The organism is Sphingobium sp. LB126, assembly GCF_002795205.1.
In the GTDB taxonomy this organism is placed as follows: domain Bacteria; phylum Pseudomonadota; class Alphaproteobacteria; order Sphingomonadales; family Sphingomonadaceae; genus Sphingobium; species Sphingobium chungbukense.
Map to the genome: position 1 here is coordinate 794,514 of NZ_NETV01000002.1, position 24,316 is coordinate 818,829.

General features: G+C 59.9%; 20 protein-coding genes and 1 pseudogene. 7 read left to right on the top strand and 14 right to left on the bottom strand.

Features of this window, described 5'->3' with window-relative positions; genetic code table 11:
• Nucleotides 1–103 precede the first annotated feature (103 nt).
• From CAF53_RS19700 to CAF53_RS27170, 5 genes are all read right to left on the bottom strand, one after another.
• On the bottom strand, nucleotides 104–910 hold the full coding sequence (locus CAF53_RS19700; RefSeq protein WP_100239297.1) for a TetR/AcrR family transcriptional regulator: 807 nt from the start codon (nucleotides 908–910) through the stop codon (nucleotides 104–106).
• A gap of 476 nt (nucleotides 911–1,386) precedes the next feature.
• Nucleotides 1,387–3,456 (bottom strand): 3-hydroxyacyl-CoA dehydrogenase NAD-binding domain-containing protein, encoded by a 2,070-nt coding sequence (locus CAF53_RS19705; protein ID WP_100239298.1) that lies wholly within the window; start codon nucleotides 3,454–3,456, stop codon nucleotides 1,387–1,389.
• Between the two features lie 807 nt (nucleotides 3,457–4,263).
• The gene (locus tag CAF53_RS19715) at nucleotides 4,264–4,968 is read right to left on the bottom strand and encodes a TetR/AcrR family transcriptional regulator (RefSeq protein WP_157801309.1); all 705 of its coding nucleotides are present in this window, start codon (nucleotides 4,966–4,968) and stop codon (nucleotides 4,264–4,266) included.
• A 133-nt stretch (nucleotides 4,969–5,101) separates the two neighbouring features.
• A complete protein-coding gene (locus CAF53_RS19720; RefSeq protein ID WP_100239300.1) occupies nucleotides 5,102–5,872 on the bottom strand; it encodes an enoyl-CoA hydratase/isomerase family protein in 771 nt (256 codons plus the stop codon).
• Nucleotides 5,873–5,944: 72 nt separating this feature from the next.
• Entirely contained in the window at nucleotides 5,945–6,802 is an 858-nt protein-coding gene (locus CAF53_RS27170; protein WP_157801310.1) for a CmcJ/NvfI family oxidoreductase, read from the bottom strand.
• A 441-nt stretch (nucleotides 6,803–7,243) separates the two neighbouring features.
• Here CAF53_RS27170 and CAF53_RS19735 point away from each other — a divergent pair, with 441 nt between their 5' ends.
• The 5 genes from CAF53_RS19735 (at nucleotide 7,244) to CAF53_RS19755 (ending at nucleotide 13,350) form a co-directional block, all read left to right on the top strand.
• The gene (locus CAF53_RS19735) at nucleotides 7,244–8,095 is read left to right on the top strand and encodes an NAD(P)-dependent oxidoreductase (protein WP_100239303.1); all 852 of its coding nucleotides are present in this window, start codon (nucleotides 7,244–7,246) and stop codon (nucleotides 8,093–8,095) included.
• A gap of 265 nt (nucleotides 8,096–8,360) precedes the next feature.
• Nucleotides 8,361–9,263: a crotonase/enoyl-CoA hydratase family protein gene (locus CAF53_RS19740; RefSeq protein ID WP_100239304.1), complete on the top strand. Its 903-nt coding sequence runs from the start codon at nucleotides 8,361–8,363 to the stop codon at nucleotides 9,261–9,263.
• 6 nt (nucleotides 9,264–9,269) lie between these two features.
• Entirely contained in the window at nucleotides 9,270–11,585 is a 2,316-nt protein-coding gene (locus tag CAF53_RS19745) for an acyl-CoA dehydrogenase family protein (protein WP_100239305.1), read from the top strand.
• Between the two features lie 74 nt (nucleotides 11,586–11,659).
• Nucleotides 11,660–12,421, top strand: coding sequence for an electron transfer flavoprotein subunit beta/FixA family protein (locus tag CAF53_RS19750; RefSeq protein ID WP_100239306.1), 762 nt, complete (start codon nucleotides 11,660–11,662; stop codon nucleotides 12,419–12,421).
• On the top strand, nucleotides 12,418–13,350 hold the full coding sequence (locus CAF53_RS19755) for an FAD-binding protein (RefSeq protein ID WP_100239307.1): 933 nt from the start codon (nucleotides 12,418–12,420) through the stop codon (nucleotides 13,348–13,350). The genes CAF53_RS19750 and CAF53_RS19755 overlap by 4 nt, the downstream gene beginning before the upstream one ends.
• Nucleotides 13,351–13,455: 105 nt before the next feature.
• Here the strand turns inward: CAF53_RS19755 and CAF53_RS19760 are convergent, their stop codons facing one another.
• The 6 genes from CAF53_RS19760 to CAF53_RS27175 form a co-directional block, all read right to left on the bottom strand.
• A complete protein-coding gene (locus CAF53_RS19760; protein WP_100239308.1) occupies nucleotides 13,456–14,346 on the bottom strand; it encodes an SDR family NAD(P)-dependent oxidoreductase in 891 nt (296 codons plus the stop codon).
• 12 nt (nucleotides 14,347–14,358) lie between these two features.
• Nucleotides 14,359–14,907 (bottom strand): hypothetical protein, encoded by a 549-nt coding sequence (locus CAF53_RS19765; protein WP_157801311.1) that lies wholly within the window; start codon nucleotides 14,905–14,907, stop codon nucleotides 14,359–14,361.
• Nucleotides 14,908–15,059: 152 nt separating this feature from the next.
• Nucleotides 15,060–16,091, bottom strand: a complete 1,032-nt coding sequence (locus tag CAF53_RS19770; RefSeq protein ID WP_100239310.1) for an SDR family NAD(P)-dependent oxidoreductase — start codon at nucleotides 16,089–16,091, stop codon at nucleotides 15,060–15,062.
• Between the two features lie 69 nt (nucleotides 16,092–16,160).
• A complete protein-coding gene (locus tag CAF53_RS19775; RefSeq protein WP_100239311.1) occupies nucleotides 16,161–16,955 on the bottom strand; it encodes an enoyl-CoA hydratase-related protein in 795 nt (264 codons plus the stop codon).
• 79 nt (nucleotides 16,956–17,034) lie between these two features.
• Nucleotides 17,035–18,225, bottom strand: a complete 1,191-nt coding sequence (locus CAF53_RS19780) for an amidohydrolase family protein (RefSeq protein WP_100239312.1) — start codon at nucleotides 18,223–18,225, stop codon at nucleotides 17,035–17,037.
• A 488-nt stretch (nucleotides 18,226–18,713) separates the two neighbouring features.
• Nucleotides 18,714–18,974 carry a hypothetical protein gene (locus tag CAF53_RS27175; RefSeq protein WP_157801312.1) on the bottom strand — a complete coding sequence of 87 codons (261 nt, stop codon included), beginning with the start codon at nucleotides 18,972–18,974 and terminating at the stop codon, nucleotides 18,714–18,716.
• A 4-nt stretch (nucleotides 18,975–18,978) separates the two neighbouring features.
• Between CAF53_RS27175 and CAF53_RS19785 the strand changes: the two genes are divergently transcribed.
• Nucleotides 18,979–20,397, top strand: coding sequence for an MFS transporter (locus CAF53_RS19785; protein ID WP_100239313.1), 1,419 nt, complete (start codon nucleotides 18,979–18,981; stop codon nucleotides 20,395–20,397).
• Nucleotides 20,398–20,466: 69 nt separating this feature from the next.
• Nucleotides 20,467–21,453: a hypothetical protein gene (locus tag CAF53_RS19790; protein ID WP_100239314.1), complete on the top strand. Its 987-nt coding sequence runs from the start codon at nucleotides 20,467–20,469 to the stop codon at nucleotides 21,451–21,453.
• Nucleotides 21,454–21,545: 92 nt separating this feature from the next.
• Here CAF53_RS19790 and CAF53_RS19795 read toward each other — a convergent pair whose 3' ends face one another.
• The 3 genes and pseudogenes from CAF53_RS19795 to CAF53_RS19805 all read right to left on the bottom strand — a co-directional run.
• Complete coding sequence (locus CAF53_RS19795) at nucleotides 21,546–22,625, bottom strand: phosphotransferase family protein (protein WP_100239573.1); 1,080 nt, start codon at nucleotides 22,623–22,625, stop codon at nucleotides 21,546–21,548.
• Between the two features lie 88 nt (nucleotides 22,626–22,713).
• Nucleotides 22,714–23,943 carry a CaiB/BaiF CoA-transferase family protein gene (locus tag CAF53_RS19800; protein WP_100239315.1) on the bottom strand — a complete coding sequence of 410 codons (1,230 nt, stop codon included), beginning with the start codon at nucleotides 23,941–23,943 and terminating at the stop codon, nucleotides 22,714–22,716.
• Nucleotides 23,944–23,953: 10 nt separating this feature from the next.
• Nucleotides 23,954–24,301 (bottom strand): annotated as a pseudogene (locus CAF53_RS19805) (SRPBCC family protein); the annotation flags it as partial.
• Nucleotides 24,302–24,316 lie beyond the last annotated feature (15 nt).

Genomic DNA, 24,316 nt, shown 5'->3' on the forward strand with positions numbered 1-24,316 from the left:
ATGGCCTCTGCCATTCACTGTGCGCAGCGCAAGCGCGCGCCATTCCAATTTTCCAGCCAATAATTCGCCACCGTCAGGCGCGGGCGCCCAGCGTTGGTTTCCATTAGACATCGGCGCCGGCACTGCGTGCTTTGCGTTTCGATGGAGACGCCACCGGTTTTTTGCGTGAGGCGGCGGCCCTCTTTCTGGGGCCGACCGGCTTCTCAACACGAGCGGTCGCGACCGCGCTGCGACTGAAAAATCCCAGGGGGGTCACCTGCATCGGATAGGGCGGAATAGGCGGATAAGGTGCCAGGTCTTCCGGACGCGTTGCGAGCGAGCGAGTTAACAGGTCCAGCATCTCGTCCGCGACGGCTTCGATGCTCAGACGACCATCGGGAGAATACCAGGCCGAGATGCCATTGATCGCGCTCATGATCGCATATACCGTGATTTTGGGATCGCAGGCGCGGATGCTTCCATCTTCGGCGCTTTCCTTCAAAAGACCGACAAGAGCAGCCTCCATCGCGTCACGTCTTGCCACCACGACGGCGCGATCCTCCGCGCGAAGCGCATTGACGTCGAAGGTGAGGCCACCAACTCCTGTCTGCCCATACATCCATATGATGAAGCATCTCAACAGGAGACGGAGCCGATCGATACCCTTGCCCCCAGCTTCGCTGGCGACCCGCGCGGCTTGTTCTCCAAGATCGAGTGAGATCTTGTGACATTCGAACAGGATTTCCTGCTTGTCCTTGACGTAATTGTAGAGCGTTCCCTTGGAGATTCCCAGTACCTTGGCAACCGCATCAAGGGAGGTGTTGTGGAAACCCTGCCGCGATATGATCCGCGCCGCCTCACGGATCACCGCGTAGCGCTTGTACGCCTGAATTTCTTCATTTGTCTGAAAGCCGTTTTCCCAACGAGGCATGTGCGACCTTTCGATTGCAAGAATATGCTGACTTGTCCGGTTCGATAAATAGGTGATACTTTCACGTCAATAGCACAGCCCTCTCGGCCAATTTCGATCCGGCACTCCTTTGGTAGAAATGTCATTTTTGCGATTCCCCTGACCGCAAATGCGCGATTCACGGGGCGCCGGCTGCGACGGATGCCGGCCGTGGATACCGATTGGCAGAAGAATCTCGAGCATTGGCTCGCGCCCTCGCCTTGGCGGATCAAAGAATTTGTTCAGCATGCGGCTGGACTGACGATAAAGTCAATATATTTTGGCATCCGAGTGGGCGAACCTCCACGGTCTTGACGATCAACCGCAGGGATCGAACCGTCCGACCGACCGGCATCCGGGCGTTTGATCCTTAAGCGATGCCCTGGAACCGCCGAGGCGGAACATGCGGCCGAAATTATGAACATCTCCGTCATAGACGATCTCCCCATCCATTCGGCTTACGCATTGAGCTTACTGAAGGCCTCTCCAGTGGCAGCCATCTCTTCCACGAGTGGCGCGGGCGCCCAGGCCCAGCCGTGACGCCCCGCGGCGAGCCTCGTCAGCCGCGCCAAAAGCTCCCGCGCGCCGATCTCGTCGGCTTGAAACATCGGCCCGCCTCGATCGCGCGCGAAGCCATAGCCGTGCAGGAAGACCATATCGACATCGACCGGTCGATAGGCGATCCCCTCTCCAACGATGCGCAGACCCTCATTGATAAGCGCCAGAAGACAGCGCTCGACGATCTCATCATCGCTGATCCTGCGGCGGGTGAGGCCAATCTCGGCGGAATGAGCCACGATGAGCGCCTCGATCTCGGGATCGGGTGTGGCTGTGCGCCCATCTTCATAGAGGTAAATCCCCTTACCGGTCTTCTGGCCAAACCGCCCTCGCTCGCAGATCCGATCGATGACCGTCGAATAAGGACGATCCGGTTGTTCCACCGCGCGGCGCTTGCGGATCGCCCAGCCGATATCCTGTCCTGCAAGGTCCATCGTACGGCACGGCCCCATGGCAAACCCCCAACGCTCCAGCGCGGCATCGATTTGCTGGGGAAGTGCGCCCTCCTCGAGCATGAAATACACTTGGCGGAGATATTCCTCGAACATGCGATTGCCGATGAAGCCGTCGCACACGCCCGAAACGACCGCGACCTTACCCATCCTCTTGCCCAGTGCCATCGCCGTCGCCAGCACGTCGGGCGCCGTATGCTCGCCCCGCACCACTTCCAGCAGGCGCATGATATTGGCTGGCGAAAAGAAATGCAGTCCCACAACATGCGAAGGGTCAGATACGGCCTGGGCGATTTCATCGAGGTTGAGCGTCGACGTGTTACTGGCCAGGATCGCCTCGGGCCGCACCAAAGCTTCTACGGCTTTGAATAGCTGACGCTTGATCGACACATCTTCAAACACGGCCTCGATGACGAGGTCGGCGTCAGCCAACTCGGCATAGGCCGTCGCGCCGGTGAGACGCGCGATCCGGGCGTCGGCCTCGGCCTGGTCGATGCGTCCTTTATCGACGTCGCGGGCGATGTTCCTGGTGATCGTCGCCATTGCCCGGGACAGGGTGTCCTCGCGCAGCTCTATCATGCTCACTTGAAGGCCTGCGTTCAGCAGGGCGATTGCGATTCCCGTGCCCATCGTGCCTCCGCCGATTATCGCCACCCGTTCGATCCGGCGGGGGGCGAGATCGCCCGGGATACCGGGGATATGCGCCACCGCCTGCTCGCCGGAAAAGGCGTGACGCAATCCGCGGGAAGCCTCGCTCGCCAGGAGCCTGTCGAATTCAAGCGCTTCATGCGCGAGGCCGGCGGCAAGATCGCCGGTGATTTGGGCGACGCTGCCGATGATCGCTTCGGCGGAACCAGACCGAGAGGGAGGTAACGCCGCCCGCGCGGCAATGACCGCGTCGGCGAGGTCCGCTGGCGGCGGAAGGCTTCCCGTCCGACGCATGGATAGGTCGGCATCAGGAGTGAACGCCGTCGCGGCGGCGACGACATCATCCTCAATGACTTCGTCGATCAGTCCCAATGCCGCCGCCTTCTGGGCGGAAATCGAATTCCCTGTCAGCATCATCCCGAGCGCCGGCCCGGCCCCGATCAGCCGCGGCAAACGCTGGGAGCCGCCTGCACCTGGCATCACGCCGAAATTGACTTCGTGCAGCCGAAAAAGCGCGTCTTTATGTGCGATCCGGTAATGGCCGGCCAGCGCGAATTCCAAGCCGCCACCAAATGCCGCGCCATGGATCGCCATGATCACCGGCTTGGTGGAAGCCTCGACTCTGGCGACAGCCTCCCGAAGCTCCACTGCTGTGGTTTCGTTTCCAGCCCCCTGGAGATCGGCTCCGCCCGAAAAGACACTGCCTGCCCCCGTCAGCACAATGGCGTGACAAGACATATCATTTGATGCCGCGTCAAGCGCGTCGATCAAGGCGCGCAGATGTCCGCCGGATGCCCCCAGCCTGTTGAGCGGCCCGTTCTCCATCGTGAGCAGAATGACGGCGCCATGGCGCGTCGTGGATATGGTCATGGCAACTCCGTTGCAGATCAGAATGCGTCGTGAGGCAGGAGGAACAGCGCTTCCGTCCCGGCCTTCAGCGCCGCGTCGCAGACTTTCGCTTCAGTCAGGACGTCGGACATAGAAGAGTATGAGTGAGTGTTTCGCCTGATGCGCCGTCATTCTGAGCCTCCATCGTCCGCCACAGCCAATTTCATATTGACTTCAATGTATGTATATCTGAATTTAACGTCAATTCAGTATGGACGAACGCGATAAGGCGATCACCCGTTCCAACATAATAGCGCCTCGGAGCGGCTTGCGGATGGCAGTCGTGCTCAAGAGCGAAGCATTTCAGACGATACCCACATGATCGGCGTTGGCATGAGGCGTTTCGGCAAGCCCCTCGTTCAGTCGGTGAAAAGCATCGTCGCCGAAGCCGTTACCGCGGCGCTCGGGTTAAACACGCTGTGCCCAGTCTGTTCGAAACCATCCCCGTACCAATCGCCCCGACGGCCAGCCGACAGCGCACGCAATAGGCTCCGAAATGGTTCCGCTCGGTCGAGAGGTGACCGCGCAGGTTCGGCCGAACGGCCGGGACGACCGCTGGTTCGCCCGCACCTTCATGTAGAATCTGACGAACAGCAACGCATCGCCGGCTTGTACGTGCCGACCAGCCGTCGGGCCTGTTCACGAGCATCTTCACGCAGCGACCCCGCCGCTACTGCATCGCGGTCGGCATGAATTTCCAGGCATGGGGACAAATTTCGAGGTGCCGGGAAACGAACCATTGCACATCTTCAAACCCTCCCTACGCGGAGCGTGGGGAGGAGGGCCGGCCTAACGCTGGTGGAAAAGAAGTTCCGGAGGTGATGGTCCCCCACCCTCTTTGCCGGACTTGAGGGCTTCGACATTCAGGCCATCGCTTACCTCAGCACGAAAAGCCGCACTTTGGAACGATACAATCTCCCGAACGGCCCGTTCGATATCGGTCGGATCGTAGAGGCCCTTGCTCAGATGGCGTATCCGAATGCCGCCGGTAATAGCGTACATCACCGCAGCGATCAACGACGCATAACGCCAATGAATGGCGTCGAGCGGGATGCCGGGCAAAGCCGCTACCAGCGCCTGGATGAACCGCCTGTCGACGGCGAGGAAATGCAGATTGTAAATCCGGCTATATGTTTCTCCGCCCTGAAAGTTGAGGATCGCCATGGTTCGCCGGCCATAAATTGAGCCATGCTGACCCCGGTCGAGGAAAGTCGGCCTTACAAAGGCTTCGACAATCTGCTCGATCAGCGGCGGCCTGCCCGGCCCATCGGCGCATTGAGACAATAATGTAAGCCGATGTTCCGCCACCTGCGGGGCTTCCCGGTCGGCCATGGCCGATACGAGATTTTCCTTGGAACCGAAATGATAGTTTATCGCGGCGACGTTGACCCCGGCTTCGCGCATGATCTCCTGCATGCTCACCGCATCTATACCCGTGCGGGCGAACAAGCGTGCCGCGACGTCCAATATCCGGTTCTTGGTGGATAGTGGCAATGCCTTTCCTGATTCGTCTGCTTCAGCCATCCTCATAGGATGGAGCGATCACCAATCGGGAACAACCATAAGTTGAAAGTCCCGGTTTCCGTGGATGACGGGGAAGGAAAACGGCCGGAGCAACGATCACATGTCAAACGTCCTGCGCTCCCCGCGTGTTGGCGATCGCCGTCAACCCTTCCAGCGCGAGGCCGAGGGGAAGTTCCCTTTGCAAAGATTCCTTCAACGGCTGCGCGAACAACATGCGCGAATAGCGCAGAGCGTCGATCGGCCGGGCCGCCAGTCCCGCCGCTATTTCCCTCGCCCGGTTCATCAGCATATCGGGTTCATGGATTTCGTGCACGACGCCAAAGGCGTGAGCCTGTTCGACGCTCAGCGTTTCTCCCGTCAGCAGATAATAATGCCCACGGCTTGGGCCCAGCAACATGTTCCATATGGCATGGCAGCCATCGCCGGGAACAACCCCGATCTTCATGTGCGGATCGCGGAATTTCACCGTCGGGGTGGCCAGGACGACATCGGCCAGTATCGGCAGTTCCGAATGGATGGTCGCAGGACCGTTGATCGCCGAGATCACCGGCACATCGATATCGAGCAGGTTCATGAACATCGCGCGGCTTTCGCGCATGATCCTGTGCCACGTCGCAAAATCGGATGGAACCTTCAGTTCGTTCCCATTGGGCTTGCGACAGAAATCCTCGCCGGTCCCCGTTAGAATGACGACCCGATTTTCAGGATCATCGCCAATCAGCCGAAAAGCCTCCCCCAGTTGCTCGTGGATGGAGCCGGGGTCCGCACCCCATTGGAGAGGACCGCCATCTGTGTGATAGCGTGCCTCCAGCACACCGCCCTCACGGGTCATCGCAATGTTTCGAAAAGCCTTGAAATAAGAAGCTTCTGTCATTTTTCCTACCATGGTAATTGCTTCACAAGTTGCCGGCCGAAACCGGCCACCCCGCGATCTTTCGCCCGACGACTACCAGACCGCCAGAGTGCGCACTTCTATGCTGGCCCGTGGCAGGGCATCGGCGGGCGTGGTCGGGTCCGCGAAGGCTGAATGGGGGCTAAACCGCGCTACCCCGTCGCGACGCGAATCGTAATTTTTCAGAAGCAGCGCTTCGTCAGGCATCATGTCGGGGACATAATACCATTTATGCGCCGGATTGAAGGCGACCGAATAGATTTCTCCGGCCGTTATTTTTCCATCCGCCGTCCGCAGCCCCTTGTCATTCGTGCGGGAAATCGATCGCGATACCATCAGGTCCTTGGGCTCTACCGTGCGGGCGTCGCAAAGTGCAAGGGGATGATCGCGCATCGGACCGTTGATGGGACGCCATACGTTGATGACCGCGAAGCGCCGCCCGCGAAGCCGTTCGGCATCTTCGCCCAATCGCTCCGCAAAACATTCCGGACCCGTCTCTTCCGTGAAATCGACATGAACGGTGCCGGCGGGCATGGTGATCCCGCCGGGCATGCGGCGCTGGGCTTCTTCGCCACGAAGGAAGGGAACGAAAACGCGTACTTCCGAAGCACCCGTATGCTTCTTGACGATATCGATCACCTGCGGATAATAATCTTGTTCGATTTGCGCTGGATCGTATATGTCGTCGACTGCTGGCGCAAACGGGATAAGTTGAAAGCCATGAACGTCGAGTTGCCCGACCGTGGCGCTTTTCCTCGCATCTCTTATAAACACATCATGCGGATCGAGTATCTGGTTTGAAGCAGGCATCCCTTCGGGCGGTTCTACAATATTATACGTATAGAGAGTCTCGTTAGCGGGAAGTATGTAATTCAAACTGGATTTCACTCCAGCCAACTCTCGCTCATCCATGGTCCCTCTCCTTTTTCAACACTGTTATCCATTTCAGGTCGTGTTTTATGGTCTTATCAATAACACATCCGCATGAAATTTTCGGATGCATGGTTTCATCGATGAAAGGAAAGGCATTTCCCTGCCGGGCCAATATGCTCAAAGTTGCATTTGGTATCCACGCAGTGATTGCGCTATCGCGATGAACCACGGGCAATCGTACAGCATGCGGAAAAAATCGAAAGCTCTTCAAAGAGCTTTTCCTCTGCCGAAGCCGCAACGCGAGATCATATCCGCGTATCGATAGGAAACAGGAAAATCATTTTATTACAATGAATTAATTTTATTTTCCTATGTTCAAGGACGGGTCTCACCTCAATATATCGCTGGCCGATCGATCCCTGCTCTGTAGCAATTTTCACATCCGCTTCGGGAAGGGCAGCTAGCAGAGAGATCGAACATATGAAGTCAGATATTTATACGGCGACGCGCGTGGGCGTCATCGGCGTGGGCGCGATGGGACGCCCGGTCGTTGATCGGTTGCACGGGCGCGGTTTCGACGTGGCCGTCCATGTCCGCAGGAACGAGATAAAAGCTGATCTGTCGGCGCAAGGCGTGACATTAGAGCCAGACATTGCATCGCTTTGCAAAGGACGCGATTTCATCATCGTCTATGTTTATTCGGAAGAGCAGACCCGCACACTATGCCTTGAAGATGGCCTGGTCGATGCAATGGACCGAGGCGCAATCCTCATCATTCACACGACGGTCGGCGCGAAGACCGTGCAGGACATTGGCGAACGCGCGCAATCGCGTGGCGTGAAAGTCGTCGACGCAGGCGGCGCCTGGGGTCCGTCCTACACCGCTCTTGGCGAGATGAACCTGATGGTGGGCGGCGATCCCGCTGACGTCGCGAAATGCATGCCAGTGTTCGCAACCTACGCATATCCCATTCATCATATCGGCCCACTCGGTTCCGGCATGAACATGAAGTTGATCAACAACGCCGTGCTGGGTGTCCACCTGCAATTGGCTTCCGAAGTTCTGCGTATTGCCCGCGATCTCGGCATGGATGGTCATCGACTTCTGCGCGGCCTGACATATTGCACCGGCGGCAGCACTGCCATGCGCTTCATGGAAACGGCTGTGACGGAGGAACGATTTTGGGAAGCGGGTGGGAGCTTCCTGTACAAGGATTTGAAGGTGGTGGAGGAATTCGCGGCGCAGCAGGAGTTGGATCTCGGCATGATCGGCAAGATGAACCAGCCACTGATCGAACGATTGGCCGAGGAATTCTCCTCACCTCACGCATGAATCCCGTCGCGGACTGATACAGGCGATACATCCGCGTGCCGCGTTCCGGCAACGTCCAGGGTCTTCCGATCATCGCGGCTTCCACGATGCCCGGGGGTTGGCTGCATCATATCCCGGCTTGGATATGGCAATATTTATCTTCTAATTTCAATATTTTAGAGTATTTAAAAAAGAAATTCCCGCCGGTTCGTCCATTATTCCCGCTAGCGCATCAAGCCTGCATGTGGCTGTAGCGACGGGAATAGAGACAGGAGCGGAGAGCGACATGACAAAATGGTTGACGACAACCGAGACGATTTGTTTCGCGATCAAGGACGGGGTTGCGCGGATCACCCTGAACCGCCCCGACCGCCGCAACGCGATCACCCAGCAGTTGCTGGTCGAACTTCGGTGTGCTCTGCTGGAAGCGGACGATCTCAAATCTGTTCATTGCGTTATCCTGGAGGGCGCAGGCAAGGATTTCTGCGCGGGTTACGACATTGGCGGCGGTTCCACCTACGAATCCCAGGTGAAGGCGGAAGCCGAGGGCGAAGAAGACGGTAATGCCTATCGCGACCTGGGCCTTGCCCGGTTCGACGACGATTGCTGGCAACTGGAACGGTGGATGGATCTGAAGATGACGATCTTCGATCTGCACAAGCCCGTCATCGCGAAGGTCCACGGCAACTGCCTCGCCGGAGGCACGGACATTGCCCTGCTGTGCGACATGATCATCGCGGCGGAAGACGCCCGCTTCGGCTTCCCGCCGGTCCGCGCCCATGGATCGCCGCTCAACAATATGTGGCTCTACCATCTGGGTCCGCAATGGGCGAAACGCGTGATCCTGACCGGCGACTGCCTGCTGGGGCGCGACGCCGCCCAACTCGGCCTTGCCCTTCTGGCGGTGCCCGCAGACGAGCTGGACGCGGAGGTCGATGAACTTGCCCGCCGTCTGGCAGCGATCGACACCGATCTGCTCTCGGCCAACAAGCGCATCATCAATCAGGGTCTTGAACTCATGGGCGCGCGCACCCTTCAACGCATGGCGCACGAAATGGATACCCGCGCCCACCATGCCCGCGCCAGAAACGGCTTCCGCAATGATGTCGCCACGCTGGGCCTCAAGGAAGCACTAAAGCGCCGCGACGCCCCCTTCGGAGACGGTAATATTCATCTGAAGCGCGGGTGAACGATCATGACCTTGCAGCCCAATTCCGCTGAAATCGCCTTCCGTGCCGAAGTTCGGGAATTCGTCCGAACCCATCTTCCGCCGGAAATAGCCGAAAGGTCGCGTACTTCGGTGCACGGCTTTCGTGACGACATGCTGGGCTGGACGAGGATATTGGCCAGCAAGGGCTGGTCGGTGGCCGGCTGGCCGGTAGAATATGGCGGGACGGACTGGACGCCCCTACAGCGCCATATCTTCGAAGAGGAATGCCTTCAGGCCGGCGCACCCATGAACAACATGCAGGCGATCAGCCTGGTCGGTCCGGTCATCTACACCTTCGGGTCGGAAGAGCAGAAGCGGACCTATCTGCCCCCCATCATCCGGGGGGAGGTTTGGTGGGCGCAGGGCTTTTCCGAGCCGAATGCGGGGTCGGACCTGGCGTCGGTGCGTACCCGCGCGGTGCTGGACGGCGATGAATATGTCATCGATGGCCAGAAGATCTGGACGTCCAACGCACATTTCGCCGACTGGATATTCTGCCTTGTCCGCACCGATCCCAACGTCAAGCCCCAGCAGGGGATATCGTTCATCCTCGTGCCCGCCGATGCGGACGGTTTGACGATCCGCCCGATCGAATCGATCGACGGCGGCATCTCATTGTGTGAGGTGTTCTTCGATTCCGTGCGCGTTCCGGTGACGAATCTCGTCGGTGAGCCGGGGAAGGGCTGGACTTACGCGAAGTTCCTGCTGGGCAACGAACGCACCTGGGTCGCCGAAGTGCCCCGGAACAATCTGAACCTCGCCGCGCTCAAGAACATGGCGCGGCAGGAAATGTCCCGCGGCCGCCGATTGATCGACGAGCCGACTTTCGCATCGCGTCTGGCGCAGGCCGAAATCGACCTGTTGGCCGTGGAGGCGGCAGTTCTGCGCGATCTGGCCATTCCGCATGACGAGGCCAGGGCGCTGCCGATTGCGTCAGTCGTCAAAACCCGCGGCAGCGAACTGCTACAGGACGTGCTGGAAATGCAGATGGAGGCGCTGGGCGTGTACGGCGCCGTGCAATATGAGGAAGGCGCGTCTTCGCCGGTCCCCGCCCATGGACAGGAAGTGACCGCTTCGTTCCTGTATCGGCGGAGCGCCTCCATCTATGCGGGCGCGAACGAGATACAGCGGAACATCATCGCCAAGACGCTGCTCGCCATGGACCCGCAGTCCACGGCGCCCGCTGCCGAAGGTGATATGGCGATGCTGCGCGAAAGCGTCGAGCGCTGGGTGGCCGACCATTACAGCTTCGTCGATCGCACCCGCTATGTTGCCGAAGGCACCTCCGCGATCCGGACCCACTGGAAACTGTTTGCGGAAATGGGCTGGCTCAGCGTTGGTTTATCCGGCGATGTCGGCGGTTTCGACGGTGGCGCTGCCGAAACAGGCGTCATATTGGAGGCCATGGGCGGCGCTCTGGCTATCGAGCCGCTGGCCACCAACCTCCTTGCTGCGCAACTCATCGACAAGGCAGGAAGCGAGGAACAGCGGCAACGCTTGCTGCCTGCCTTTTCGACCGGCGATCTGCTTCTCGCTTTCGCTCAGGAGGAACCGGGCGCACGGGGACAGATTGATCGGATCGCGACCACCGCTACCGAAGACGGCAACGGGGGCTGGACGCTTGACGGACACAAGGCGCTGGTCATCGGCGCTTCGCTGGCCGACATGCTCGTGGTCACGGCGCGGGTTGCCGATGGGGTCGGCATCTTCCTGGTGCCCACGGACACTCCCGGCCTGACCCGGCAGGATTATCGCACCATCGATGGCCGGCTGGCGTCGGATATCATCTTCGATCGCGCCCCCATCCCCGCATCATCGATGCTTGGGACTCCGCAAACCATATTGCCGATCCTTCAGGAAGCAATCGATGCGGCACTTTATGCGCTCTGCGCGGAAGCCATGGGGAGCATGGAAAAGGCGCTTTGGACCACCATCGAATATCTGAAGACCCGTCGTCAGTTCGGTCAGGCGTTGGCCGAATATCAGGTGCTGCAACATCGGCTGGCAGACATGTACATGCGCATCGAACTCAGCAGGGCGATGCTGATGCGGGCGGCCGAAGCCTTGCATGACCCCGATGCCGACAAACGGAGCAAGATGCTTTCCGCCGCGAAGAATTTCATATGCCGCGCCGGACGTTTCGTGGGCGCGGAGGCGATACAGCTTCACGGCGGTATCGGGATAACCGAGGAATATGTCGCGGGGCATTATTTGAAACGGCTCAAGGTGATCGACATGCTGCACGGCAATGCCGATTATCATCTGAACCTATATATGCAGGCCATGATCTCGGAAGCATGATGTCCTGACCATCAGTTGGACGGCTGCGCCCATGATTCCGCTGGCCGCCATGAATATCCCGGAGGATGTTGGAGATGAAGATCCTTGTGCCCGTGAAGCGGGTGATAGATTATAATGTGAAGCCGCGGGTGAAGGCGGATGGTACGGGCGTCGACCTGGCGAACGTGAAGATGTCGATGAACCCGTTCGACGAGATCGCGGTGGAGGAAGCGATCCGCCTGAAGGAAAAGGGCGTCGCGACCGAGATCGTCGCGGTGTCGATCGGCGTTGCGAAGGCGCAGGAAACGCTGCGCACGGCGCTGGCGATGGGGGCTGACCGGGCGATCCTGATCCAGACGCCAGATGATATTGGTTCTGAAGTCGAACCGCTGGGCGTGGCCAAGCTGCTGGCGAAGGTCCAGGAAGAGGAAGGCGCTGGCCTGATCATCCTGGGCAAGCAGGCGATCGACGATGACAGCAACCAGACCGGCCAGATGCTGGCGGCGCTGCTGAACCTGCCGCAAGGCACCTTCGCCAGCAAGGTGGAGGTCGAGGGCGACAAGGTCAGCGTCACCCGCGAAGTCGATGGCGGCCTGGAGACGGTGAAGCTCACCACCCCGGCGATCATCACCACCGACCTGCGCCTCAATGAACCGCGCTATGCCTCGCTGCCCAACATCATGAAGGCAAAGAGCAAGCCGCTCGCGACCAAGACACCCGCCGATTACGGCGTGGACATTGCGCCGCGTCTGGAGACGCTCAAGGTCACGGAACCCGCCAAGCGTTCGGCCGGCGTGAAGGTTGCCGATGTCGATGAACTGGTCGCTAAGCTCAAGGCTCTGGGAGTTGCAGCATGACGAAGACGCTCGTTTGGGTTGAACATGAGGGCGGCGCGGTCAAGGACGCGACCCTCTCCGCCGTCACCGCTGCATCGAAGCTGGGTGAAGTCCATCTGCTGGTCGCCGGTTCGGGCGTTGGCGGGGTGGCCGAGGAGGCTGCGAAGATCGCGGGCGTGGGCAAGGTCCATGTCGCGGACGACGCCGCCTTCGGTCATGCGCTGGCCGAGAATGTCGCGCCGCTGGTCGTCGAACTGATGGGCCACCATGACGCCTTTGTCGCGCCTGCCACCAGCAACGGCAAGAATATCGCGCCGCTTGTTGCGGCTCTGCTCGACGTGATGCAGATCAGCGACATCCTGTCGGTGGAGAGCGAGGACAGCTTCACCCGTCCGATCTATGCCGGCAACGCGATCGCGACCGTCAAGTCGAAGGATGCCAAGAAGGTCCTGACCGTTCGCGGTACGGCGTTCGAGAAGGCGGCCCGTGAGGGTGGTTCGGGCGCGGTGGAAGCCGTGGCCTCGACCGGCGACAAGGGGCTGAGCAGCTTCGTCGGCGCCGAGATCGCCAAGCAGGAGCGTCCGGAACTGACCTCGGCCAAGATCATCGTGTCGGGCGGCCGCGCGTTGAAGGACAGCGAGACGTTCGAGGCGACCATCTTCCCGCTGGCGGACAAGCTGGGCGCGGCGGTCGGTGCGAGCCGTGCGGCGGTCGATGCTGGCTATGTGCCGAACGATTATCAGGTCGGGCAGACCGGCAAGATCGTGGCGCCGGAAGTCTATATCGCGGTCGGTATCTCCGGCGCGATCCAGCATCTGGCGGGGATGAAGGATTCCAAGACCATCGTCGCCATCAACAAGGATGAGGATGCACCGATCTTCCAGGTCGCGGACATCGGCCTTGTCGGCGACCTGTTCAAGGTCGTGCCGGAGCTGGTCGAGAAGCTGTAAGCCAGTTCCCCTGAAATTCGAAAGAAGGGCGCGGAATATATTCCGCGCCCTTTTTCTTGTTCGATCATCTGAACGGCAAGTCCCCGTGGAACGGGGACGAGCCATTTATTTAGCCTGGACAAGCTCCGGCACCATCGTGCGCGTCGAATCGTAGACGCGACGAGGGACGGTGATGGCGCTCATGTCGTCGAGCTCGGGCCATATTCCTGCCATGTCCTCGCCGTCCAGTTCGACGACAGATCCCTCGGCAATCATGCTCTTGCGTACGCGGCCCGCACCGGCGGTGAGGATGACGCCGCCGCGATCGCATTCCTCGCTGGACAGATATCCCACCACGGGCGCGATCCTTTCCGGTGCCATGATGTCGGCAAGCTCGGTGGAAATCGCATTCGCCGACATTTGGGTGCGGGCGTAAGGAGAGATGATGTTGATCTTGACGTTCGTGGAGAAAGTCTCGCAATGCAGGCTCCGCATCAGGCCGACGAGCGCGACTTTCGAAGCGGCATAGATGGAGAGATCGGACTGCCCGAAAAGCCCCGCAGCCGACGTGGTCATGACGATGCGGCCATAATTGGCGGCAAGCATGGAAGGAAGCGCCGCCCGGATCGCGTAAAACGCTCCCCAGAAATTGATGTTCATCATTCGATGACATTCTTCCAGAGGCATGTCCTGGATGGGCATGCGGACCGTGGGGCTGATCGCCGCATTGGATATCAGGACGTCGATCCGCCCGAATGCATCCAGCGCTGCGGCGACCATCGCGGCATTGCCCTCCGGCGTCTCGACCGAATTTTCGTCGGCAATCGCGATGCCGCCCTTGGCCCGAATGGCCGCGGCGACGTCCTCCGCCGCGGAAGCCACTCCGGCATGCCGCCGGTTATTGACGACGACGCTTGCGCCATGGGCCGCGAACCACTCCGCATATGCCCTGCCAAGGCCGCGTCCCGCACCGGTGATGAGGACGACCCTGCCATTGAAATTCAGCTTTTTGCTCATGCCATGATCCCGCTATTTCCCGATAGGTTCGGATGGATGATCGATACTGGGCCGTGAACGCACTTCAGTTCGCCCGGCCGTCCTGCCAATCGGCGAAGCTGCGTCCCCCTCGGCAAGCTCGACGAGAAGAGCCGCAGGCCGCAGCGAAAGGGCATCGGGACATTCAGCAGAAAACAGGTTCAACTGTCCGACTATATGCGCCGCACCGACCTTGTCGACGTAGAGCATTGGGCCGCCCATCTGACGCGGCCATGCATGGCCATATTGCCACAGAAGATCGATGTCCGAAGGAAGGAGCGTGCCGACCTCGGCCAGGATATGCGCGCCCTCGTTGATCAACGGAAACAACACACGCTCGATAATCTCCCCGCTCGCAATGGTTTGAGCGGCCCGGGAGCGGCGATCTGCCTTGATGTCGGCAAGAACGTCCACGGGCAGCAGGTCTTCGATCATGAGCAGCCCCTTCGGCAATCCAAAGCCGAGCAGTGCGTTATGGATTTCGCCGGGCAAAGCGCCACGTTGCAAAAGCCGGTCGACTTCGCCAGCGAACACGGCGGCCATGCGCCGGCCCAGAAAACCTCCCCGGCCGCGTGAGAAGATGGCGGCTTCGCCGGTCTTCCGACCGTTCGAACATCGGGACGACCGGTTGAACCTTTCGGCCGTCCTCGCCGGATTGGATGCAACCGCCAGCATTTCTTCGCCGAAATGCGATATCATGATTTCCTCGCATCCTCATTTCCAACCTTGTCGGGCGACAAGCGCCGCCCCCGCCCCTCCAGCATCGCCCAGGCGTCGTCAGGCATCATCGCGCGCCTGTCGCGTAGGCCTTCCAGCAAATAGGCGCCGACTTGCGAAAGGCCTTCCGCATCCCAACCGTCCGGCCGAAAGCATGAGCGTTCGACCCTGGGTTCCGACCACAGGCCGATTTCACCGCCGCCGACCTGGACCGTATGGCCATTCAGCCCGTCCAACCCCTCTCCGCAGAGGAACGCGACCATGGCGCCCACTTCATCGGGTTCGGGAAAGACTGTGTGCGCGAACGGATGGGTGCCGACAAAGGGCACGCCGAAATCGGCTTCGAACGATTTGAACATTTCATGGCTTTCGGGCCCGCTCATGCTCGTTCGAAACGCTCGCGGCCGGATCGCGAGGCAGCGGACATTATATCTGCCCAACTCGAAGGCGACAGCGCGGGTGAAGCCAACGACGCCCTCCTTCGCGGCTGCGTAGTTGGAAAGAGCGTGAATGCCGAGGCCAGCATCCGAACTGGTGTTGATGATCACGCCGCTGCGCTGGGCGCGAAATATCGGAGCGGCATGACGAACGGTCGTGAAGCACCCCTTCAGGTTCACGGCGATCGTGAGATCCCATTCCTTCTCGGTCATCTCGGTAACGGGATTTCGGCGTCCGGCGCCCGCATTGTTCACCAGAATGTCCAGTCGACCGAAACTGTCGATTGCCTTGGCTATGATGGCTTGGCCGCCATCCATCGTGGAAACCGTATTGGTGTCCGCGACCGCCTTGCCACCCGCAGCGCATATTTCATCGACGACCTTCCGGGCGATATCCGGATCGCCCATTCCAAGATCGTTGACGACTATTCGGGCGCCCTGCCGCGCGAGATGAAGCGCTTCCGCCCGGCCGATGCCCGATCCGGCGCCAGTCACAATAGCGACCTTGCCCGCAAGGGGCAATTTGCCGTCCGACTGCATCATCGGCTTGCCGGAGGCAATATCGTAGCCCAAGCGGCTTTCGGCTCGGGCATGATGAGGCGGCCCCCGCAATCGAAGGCCGCGTTCGGACCGCCTGTCATCCTATTTGCCCGTAAAGACCGGTTTGCGCTTTTCGCGCAGCGCGCGGATCGCCTCACGGTGATCCTCCGTCCGACCCGACAGCACTTCATATGTCATCGATGCGTTCATGACCGAATGCGCGATCTGCTTGAGACCGATGTTGACGGACTGCTTGGTCCACTGGATCGCCCTGGGTGAGCCGGCGGCCAGGCGATCTGCCAATGCATCGACCTTGGCGTCCAATTCTTCGGCCGGCACCACATGATTGATAAGGCCGATCCGTTCCGCCTCGACGGCACCTATCGTGTCGCCCGTCATAAGATATTCCTTGGCCCGCGCGTGGCCGACCAGTTGCGGCCAGATCACCGCGCCGCCGTCGCCCGCCACGAAGCCGATCTTGACATGCGGATCGGCGAATTTCGCTTCCGCGGAGGCGACGATGATGTCGCAGAACAACGCCAGCGTCGCGCCCAACCCGATGGCATGCCCATTGACCTTGGCAATGATGGGCTTCGGACAATCAAGGACGGAGAATATCAACTGCTTGGATTGATACATATTGTCATAGAATTCGTCGGGATGATCTATGATCGCCTCGATCGCGTCGAGATTGCCGCCTGCGCTGAAGGCACGACCAGCCCCGGTTATCACCAGGACAAGAGTCTCCTTGTCCTCCGACACCTCGCGAACCATGCGGACCAGTTCGCGCTCCGCGCCGATATCGATCGCGTTCAGCGTGTCGGGCCGGTTTATGGTCGCATGAAGGACAGCACCGCGTCGCTCGAAGCGAAGATAGTCGTAACTGCCGAAATCCACACATGCTCTCCTTATTCTCTGTCTGCTCTAAAGGGGAATGCGCGGCTGATCGGCGCATTCCCCATTCAGCAACCGACGCTTACGCCGTTGCGAAGAGCTCCTTGCCGTTGTCGTACATGATGGCGCGGGTCTGCTCATCCGTCAGCCCTTCGCAGGCTTCGTCCGCGAACTTGCGCGGGGTGGAGACCCCCTCCGCATGGGGATAGTCGGACCCCATCAGCAGACATTCCGCAGAGCCCACGCGCTCGACGACCGACTGAAGATTGTCTTCCGGATAGGCCACGACACGCACATGGCGCTTGAATATGCGGCTCGGCCGCTCCTTGAGCTGACCGCACATCCAATAGCCATTCTTGGCGATGCCGCGCACCTTGTCCATCTTGATCAGCATGTCCGGCACCCATTCACAGCCGTTTTCTGCGCTGATCAGCTTGATGTTCGGGAAGCGTTCGAAGAAGTTGAGGAAGATCGCGGACGACAGCGTTTCGATCAGCGGCCGCTCGCTATAGGCGTGCATCCACGTCCACGGGCTCTGCCGCATGCGCTGCTCCAGCGGCTTCTCGCCCCACTCGCGCATGTGCGCATGCATATGGGTCGCTTCACCGACATGATAGGCCACATGGACCCCGGCTTCGTTCAGCACCGACCAGAAGGGATCGTGATCGGGATGCGCGGGCGGCTTGCCATGCACCGGACCCATCGGCATCACCACCAAACGGGCACCCTGCTTCACCACCCATTTCGCCTCCTGGACCGCGCGATCCAGGTCCATCAGTGTCAGGAGCGGCGCGGTGAAGATCCGATTCTTGTAGGCAAAGCCCCAATCTTCATCCAGATAGCGATTATAGGCATGGATTACTTCGTAAGCCGATTCCGGCTCCGTCAGATAGGCATGCCCGGCATTCATCCAGCCCATGTACAGGGTGCAGCCTTCCACCCCGAATTCGTCCATCTTGGCAATGCGGGCGTCGCGGTCGACCATGTCGGGCGTCATATGGACGCGCATGTCGACATTCTCCCTGCCCTCCTTGATGGCTCTCAGCCATTCGTGGAGCTGGCCCGGCGGGGCAACGCGCCCGTCCTCGGTGACGTAGCCGGCCGTGGCTTCAACGCGGCGGTCGCCGATGAAGAGAGCGTGCTCGCCATCTTCGCCGGTCTTGAAGTGAAATTCCCAATCCTTGTATTTTTCCGGCAGATATCGCCGCCACGCATCCGGCTTTTCATAGAGATGCGTGTCACAATCAAAAATCGGGCCTGCATATAAGGTCATACTGCGCTCCTGCTCCTATGACCTTCATGTGTAAGTCTACAAAGCAGGTCGCGCACCAGCTAATCGGGGCCGGCGCCATGATATCCGAGCCGGGATATACTGAAAATTATCCCAATAAATCAATCGGTCATCAAAAATTCGGACAAGGCATGTCGCCAGATCAGGCGTGAGCGACGACGATTGATATCTGGATGCGAATGCTCATGCGAATAACGCGACTGATCGCACGGCATCGGGAAGGATATTGCCGATGACGTTCCCTCACCTGGACGGGCCTCACACTGCTGCCGTTCCCGCACAGGAAAGCTGAAGGGCGTATGCGCCTCCCCGCCGGATATCCGGCCGCCCGCATCTTCCCAGATATCGGGATGCCGATAGGTGTTAATTCCGTACACAATTCCAATACGTTAAATAGGAATTCCGCACCGAATGTCCTGCCTGGAAACAGCTTTCTGTTGACCGTGCACGGTTAGCCAAACACCCTCTCTTCAATCGTGCGATCCTTGGAAAATGGCTCGGGAGGAATCGGACAGTTCGTCATTCAAAAGCAACATGGCGATCAAAAATAGCGAATTCCGGAAACCAAATGCCACATCAACACGCACGGAAAAATTCATACGCTGAAAAATATAATGCTGTTCATTCCGGTCCGAATTCCGGTTTGTGAGCGGCAAGCGAGAGGAACTTGGGGTGAAGACTGATCGATTGCGCTCCAATGTAGCCAACGCGTCGTACAGAACAGCCAGCAAGGGCATGATCCTGACAATCATCGTGAGCGCGGAACTGATGATTGCACTGGATTATGCAATGACATCGGTGGGCCTGCCTGCGCTGGGGATAGATTTGCGCCTACAGCCGGATCAACTGCAATGGGTGCTGAGCAGCTATTCGCTAACCTTCGGTGGCCTGCTCATCGTGGGAGGGTATCTTTCGGACCTTTGGGGCGGCCGACGCTGCTATGTCAGAGGGTGCCTGCTGTTCGGCGCCGGTGCCCTCTGCTGTGCGGTGGCCCCTTTCTACGGCCTTCTACTGGCTGGCCGTTGCCTCCAAGGACTTGGCGGCGCAATTCTCCTGCCCGCCACCCTGTCACTTACGGCATCGACTTTCGCGGATGGGCCGGAACGGATCAAGGCCCTGGGAATCATCGCGGTATCGGGCATGGCCGCCACCGCAGGCGGCACGATCATAGCGGGATTCCTGGTCTCGACGTTCGGCTGGAGGGGACCTTATCCCTTCGCGGCACTGCTGGTATTCGCTTGCGCTATTTTCGGCGCCCTTCTGTTGCCGCGGGCTGATGGCTTCGCCAAAAAGCCCGGCGGCTTGGACCCGATCGCCATCCTGCTCATAACGCTTTGCTCCAGCTTGCTGGTCTGGTCCCTGTCGACGATCGCTTCGAAAGGTCTCGGCAGTCCGCCGCTCATCCTTTCCGCATTCGCCGCCAGCCTCATCATGTTCGGGGTCTTCATCCTCCTTCAGCGCAAGGCGGCCATTCCGCTGATTCCTCCCGGTATGCTCCGAAAGCCCAAGGTCATCGGCGGCATCGTGATGTCCAGTCTTATCGCGGGCAGCGCCGCCTGCATGATCGTGCTGGTCAGCCTGACCCTGCAACGCAGTTTCGGACTGACGCCCATCCAGGTCGGTTATGCGCTGGCGCCGTTCGGCATCACCTCCGTCCTTCTGGGGATCGCCATGCGGCGCATGAGCACGCTTCTCGCCCGCCGCGTTCGCCGGAACATGTTTGCAGCGCTCTGCCTCAACATGGGTGGCCTGTTCATGATGTCGCTGGTGTCCGGGTCGGCGAGCCAATATGCCTATACCGTCCCGATCATCATGATGTCCGTGGGATCCGTCATCGGACTGGCGCTGGCGATGGGCGAAATCTATGCCGGCATCGAACCCGATGAAAAGGGCATCGCGTCGGCGCTATGCTATGTCGCGCGCCTGCTCTGGAGCGCGATTGTCGTCGCCTTTTCGATCGGCGCGATCGGCCACATCGGCGCTCAAGATCAGCGCATTCCCGCCGAGCATTTCGCCGGCGGATTTCAGATCGGAGCCTTTTGCCTCATCCCCGGCCTGCTTGTCCTCGCCATGCTCTTTCGAACGGAGCGGGCGGGAGCGATCGCCGGGGATGAGGCTGACGCTTCATTTGCATCGGGCGATGCGGCGACATGATGATGACCGGAACAGCCAGACATCAAGGCTGATCCGTCCGACTGTGGGACATTCAGAATAATGGTTGATATGCTGACAGATAAAGATGATTTTCTGCGGGAGCCTGGCACGGAAGGCAATTGGAACGAGAGCCGCTACACCGACTTCACTGACCCGTCGACCGGCGTCAGCGGCTGGCTGAGGACGGGCAGCCGGGTCAATGCAGGTTATGCCGAATTATCCGTCTGCCTCTATCTCCCCGACGGCTCGGTCGCGGTCCGGTTCGACAAGGTAAAGATCGCCGCGAACGAGGAAAGGGTCGGCGGTCTGCGCTGGGAAATCCTCGCGCCCTTCGTTCGTTCGCGGGTCGGCTTTTCCGGAACGCTGTTTCTGCTTCGCGATCCATTGTCGCTGACCGATCCCAAGCGGGCCTTTGCCGACGCTCCGACCCTGGAATGCAAAATCGACCTTATCGTCGACGGTGACGGGCTGGCGTCGGTGTACGGCCGCGACCAGGCCCAGATCGCGCGCATATTCCTCCCGGGACAGGCGCAAGGGCACTACCAGCATCTGGTGCGCAGCACTGGTGAGGTTCGGTTGGGAACGCAGAGCTGGAAGATCGTCGGCCTCGGCTGCCGCGATCATAGTTGGGGGCCGCGAAACTGGCTTTCCAAAACATGTTTCCGCTGGCTGGTCGCCACTTTCGATGACTGGGGTTTCATGGCGACCAGAGGCATTGGTCAGGGCACGGAGCGTTGCGGCGGCTTCATCTGGCATGAAGGCAGACAAGTGGAAATCGACGATTTCGATCTGGAATCGGACTGGAACGAAGCGGGATATCTGGAAGAATGCCGTGCAACCCTGCGCGGCGGCGGGCGGCAATGGCATGTCGTGGGAAAGCCGGTCGTTTCCCTGCCGCTGCGCCACAGGCAGCACGCGCCCGATGGATCGGTCTCGACCCTGCGTATCGCGAAAAGTCCGGTCCACTGGCGGCGAGCCGATGGCGCCGAGGGCATCGGTTCCACCGAATATCATGACATCATGGTCGATGGCGAGCGGGTCTGGAGGGCGTTTTAAGACCCTGATAACGGCGAAGGGGGCGATCGCGCGTCAGCCGCGCTCCGCCCCCTCTCCTCAGGACCTGCTTCGGCCGGGCCGCTCGTTACGGGTCAGATGCCCGCTTTTTCGGCAAAGGAACAGCCAAGCGCGGCGAGCATGGGTGCACGCGCGGCGCGCGACGCGGCGTGGTCGTTGGCGGCCGTCCCTGCCTTCGCACGCATGCCGATGCCATGCGAAATGCCCGCGAGCCGAAAGAAATTGAAGGCGAAATACCAGTTGAGGTCGGGCACGTCGTCACGTTTCACCAGGCTGCAATATTGCGCGATCGCTTGGTCCAACGTCGGGATGCCATAGGCGGGCAAATCGCCAATCTCGCATAGCGGCAAGTGGCGGTCACGGGGCATGACCCAGCCCAGAAGAAAATAGCTGAGATCAGCGAGCGGATCGCCAAGTGTGGACAATTCCCAGTCCAGCACCGCCCGCACCCTGGGTTCGGTCGCGTGGAGGACCATATTGTCGATGCGGAAGTCCCCGTGCAACAGGGTGGTGCGATCCTGATGAGGCACGGTCTTGGGCAACCATTCGATCAGCCTTTCCATCGGCTCGATCCGTTCGCCCTCAGTCGAACGATATTGTTTGATCCAGCGATGGATCTGCCGCTCGTAATAATTGCCGGACTTCCCATAATCACCCAGCCCGACAGCGACATGGTCGATCGAATGCAGCCGGGCCAACGTCTCTATCTGTGACCGGTACACCGCGCCGCGCTCCGCGGGGGTCAGATCCGGCAAAGACCCATCCCACAGGATTCGTCCCTCGACCATCTCCATGACGAAGAAGACCGATCCTATGACGCCTTCATCCTCGCACAACGCATAGGCTTGCGCGACCGGAAAGCCGACCTTTCCGACGGCGGACATCAATCGATATTCGCGCTCGACCGCATGCGCGGAGGCCGATGCGCCAGCCGGCTTCGAGCGCAGCACATATTTGCGCGTCGGCGTGACCAGTTGGAAGGTCGGATTGGACTGGCCGCCCTTGAACTCCCGAATTTCGGTGAGGGCATCGAACCCATCTATATTGGCCTTTAGCCAACGTCCAAGCCGCTCCATATCGATGCCCCGGGACGGATCGATCGGACGGGTCCCCGAATTGATCTCCTGTACCGACTGGGCCTGATTATTCGCCATGTTTTCCTGCTGCTCCAGCCCCCTATCGATCATCAGTCGCGCAAGGGGGAAATAGTTTATCGACAATGATCGCCCGTCAAAGCGCCGATCAGATCACGCCCTCTTGCGCCAGCCCGTCCAGCTCCTGCTCGGCGAGCCCCAGTTCCTGCGCGAGCAGCGACCGCGTGTGTTGGCCCAATTGCGGCGGCGCCCGATATTCGGTGATCGGCGTCTCGGAAAACACCAGCGGGCTGCGGATCACGTCGAGGTCCTCCTTCAACGGATGCCCGGCGCGAACCCGAAGACCGCGATGAACCGCCTGAGGTTGGGAGAATACCTGATCGAGCGTATTGATCGGCCCGCTCGGAATGCCCGCCTCGAACAGGATAGTAAGCCAATGTTCGACGCTATGCTGCTGGAATATGGCATTGAAAACAGCGGTCAGCGCATCGCGATTCTGCACGCGCAGGACATTGGTGCAGAAATCCGGATGGGTCGCCAGATCGGGACGGCCCACCGCGTCGCAGAGCGTCACATATTGCTTGTCGTTGCCCGCCGTCAGCATGATCGCACCGTCGCTGCACGGGAACATGCTCGACGGCATCCCACCATTGCCCTGCGTGCCGCGGCGGACGGGCACGTCGCCGGAAGTCAGATAGATCTGCGCGTAATGCGACAGGGCGGACACGCCGCAATCGAGCAGGGCGATGTCCAGAAACTGCCCGTTCCCGCCATTGGCATCCCGATGATAGAGCGCCGCCGTCACCGCTGTCGCGACGTTCAGACCCGTGATGATATCGATGATGCTCGGCCCGACCTTCATCGGACCAGCGCCCGGCATCCCCTCCGCGATACCGGTGATGCTCATCAATCCGCATTCCCCCTGGAACACAGCGTCATAGCCCGGCTTTCCGGCGAGCGGTCCGGTCTGGCCATAGCCGGTCACCGAACAGTAGATCAGGCGGGGATTGATCGCCTTGAGCGACTCATAATCCAGCCCATAACGTTTGAGATCGCCGACCTTGTAATTTTCCAGAAAGACGTCGCACGTCATGACGAGCTTACGAACGATCTCCTGCCCGGCGGCGGAGGCGATGTTCAACGAAATGGATTTCTTGTTCCGGTTGACCGACATGAAGAAGGCGTTGTCCAGCGTCGGCTTGCCCTCTGCGTCGCGCAGATACGGTTCGCCGAATATCCGGGCATCGTCACCGACGCGAGGGCGTTCGATCTTAATGACCTCCGCACCCAGATCGGCAAGCATTTGCGATCCGAAGGGACCCGCGAGAACGCGGGTCAAATCGAGGATGCGGATGTTTTCGAGGGGAAGTCTGGACATTTACTATTCTCTATTCGGCCCTGTCGAGCAGTTCATTGTAAACGCGATGGAAATTGCTGACCTCGATCTCCTGAAGCGGGTTCGGCCGCGCCGCGGCAAATGCCCGCGATTTCATGCCCTTCTGGACTTCTTCCATATTCTGGAAGTCCTGGCTCAGGATCAGTCCCCAGTCGACGGACCGCCAGTCTGAGCCGCCATCCTCCACCTCGACCTTCGGCTCCTGACCCGGCGCAAAGCGCTCCAGCACATAGACTTCGAAGATGCAGCGGTCCGGATCATCCCCATATGGGCGCGCGCGATACCCCAGCAGACATGTCGGCTGCTGCAAAAAGACCATGTTGGGGAAGATATTGATCTGCCCCCACCGAGTGGA

What these genes read in the sequence shown, in the direction of transcription:
- CAF53_RS19700 (WP_100239297.1), bottom strand. Translation starts at nt 910, where the DNA reads ATGCCTCGTTGGGAAAACGGCTTTCAGACAAATGAAGAAATTCAGGCG.
- CAF53_RS19705 (WP_100239298.1), bottom strand. Translation starts at nt 3,456, where the DNA reads ATGACCATATCCACGACGCGCCATGGCGCCGTCATTCTGCTCACGATG.
- CAF53_RS19720 (WP_100239300.1), bottom strand. Translation starts at nt 5,872, where the DNA reads ATGACAGAAGCTTCTTATTTCAAGGCTTTTCGAAACATTGCGATGACC.
- CAF53_RS27170 (WP_157801310.1), bottom strand. Translation starts at nt 6,802, where the DNA reads ATGGATGAGCGAGAGTTGGCTGGAGTGAAATCCAGTTTGAATTACATA.
- CAF53_RS19735 (WP_100239303.1), top strand. Translation starts at nt 7,244, where the DNA reads ATGAAGTCAGATATTTATACGGCGACGCGCGTGGGCGTCATCGGCGTG.
- CAF53_RS19740 (WP_100239304.1), top strand. Translation starts at nt 8,361, where the DNA reads ATGACAAAATGGTTGACGACAACCGAGACGATTTGTTTCGCGATCAAG.
- CAF53_RS19745 (WP_100239305.1), top strand. Translation starts at nt 9,270, where the DNA reads ATGACCTTGCAGCCCAATTCCGCTGAAATCGCCTTCCGTGCCGAAGTT.
- CAF53_RS19750 (WP_100239306.1), top strand. Translation starts at nt 11,660, where the DNA reads ATGAAGATCCTTGTGCCCGTGAAGCGGGTGATAGATTATAATGTGAAG.
- CAF53_RS19755 (WP_100239307.1), top strand. Translation starts at nt 12,418, where the DNA reads ATGACGAAGACGCTCGTTTGGGTTGAACATGAGGGCGGCGCGGTCAAG.
- CAF53_RS19760 (WP_100239308.1), bottom strand. Translation starts at nt 14,346, where the DNA reads ATGAGCAAAAAGCTGAATTTCAATGGCAGGGTCGTCCTCATCACCGGT.
- CAF53_RS19765 (WP_157801311.1), bottom strand. Translation starts at nt 14,907, where the DNA reads ATGGCCGCCGTGTTCGCTGGCGAAGTCGACCGGCTTTTGCAACGTGGC.
- CAF53_RS19780 (WP_100239312.1), bottom strand. Translation starts at nt 18,225, where the DNA reads ATGACCTTATATGCAGGCCCGATTTTTGATTGTGACACGCATCTCTAT.
- CAF53_RS19785 (WP_100239313.1), top strand. Translation starts at nt 18,979, where the DNA reads ATGATCCTGACAATCATCGTGAGCGCGGAACTGATGATTGCACTGGAT.
- CAF53_RS19790 (WP_100239314.1), top strand. Translation starts at nt 20,467, where the DNA reads ATGCTGACAGATAAAGATGATTTTCTGCGGGAGCCTGGCACGGAAGGC.
- CAF53_RS19795 (WP_100239573.1), bottom strand. Translation starts at nt 22,625, where the DNA reads ATGGCGAATAATCAGGCCCAGTCGGTACAGGAGATCAATTCGGGGACC.
- CAF53_RS19800 (WP_100239315.1), bottom strand. Translation starts at nt 23,943, where the DNA reads ATGTCCAGACTTCCCCTCGAAAACATCCGCATCCTCGATTTGACCCGC.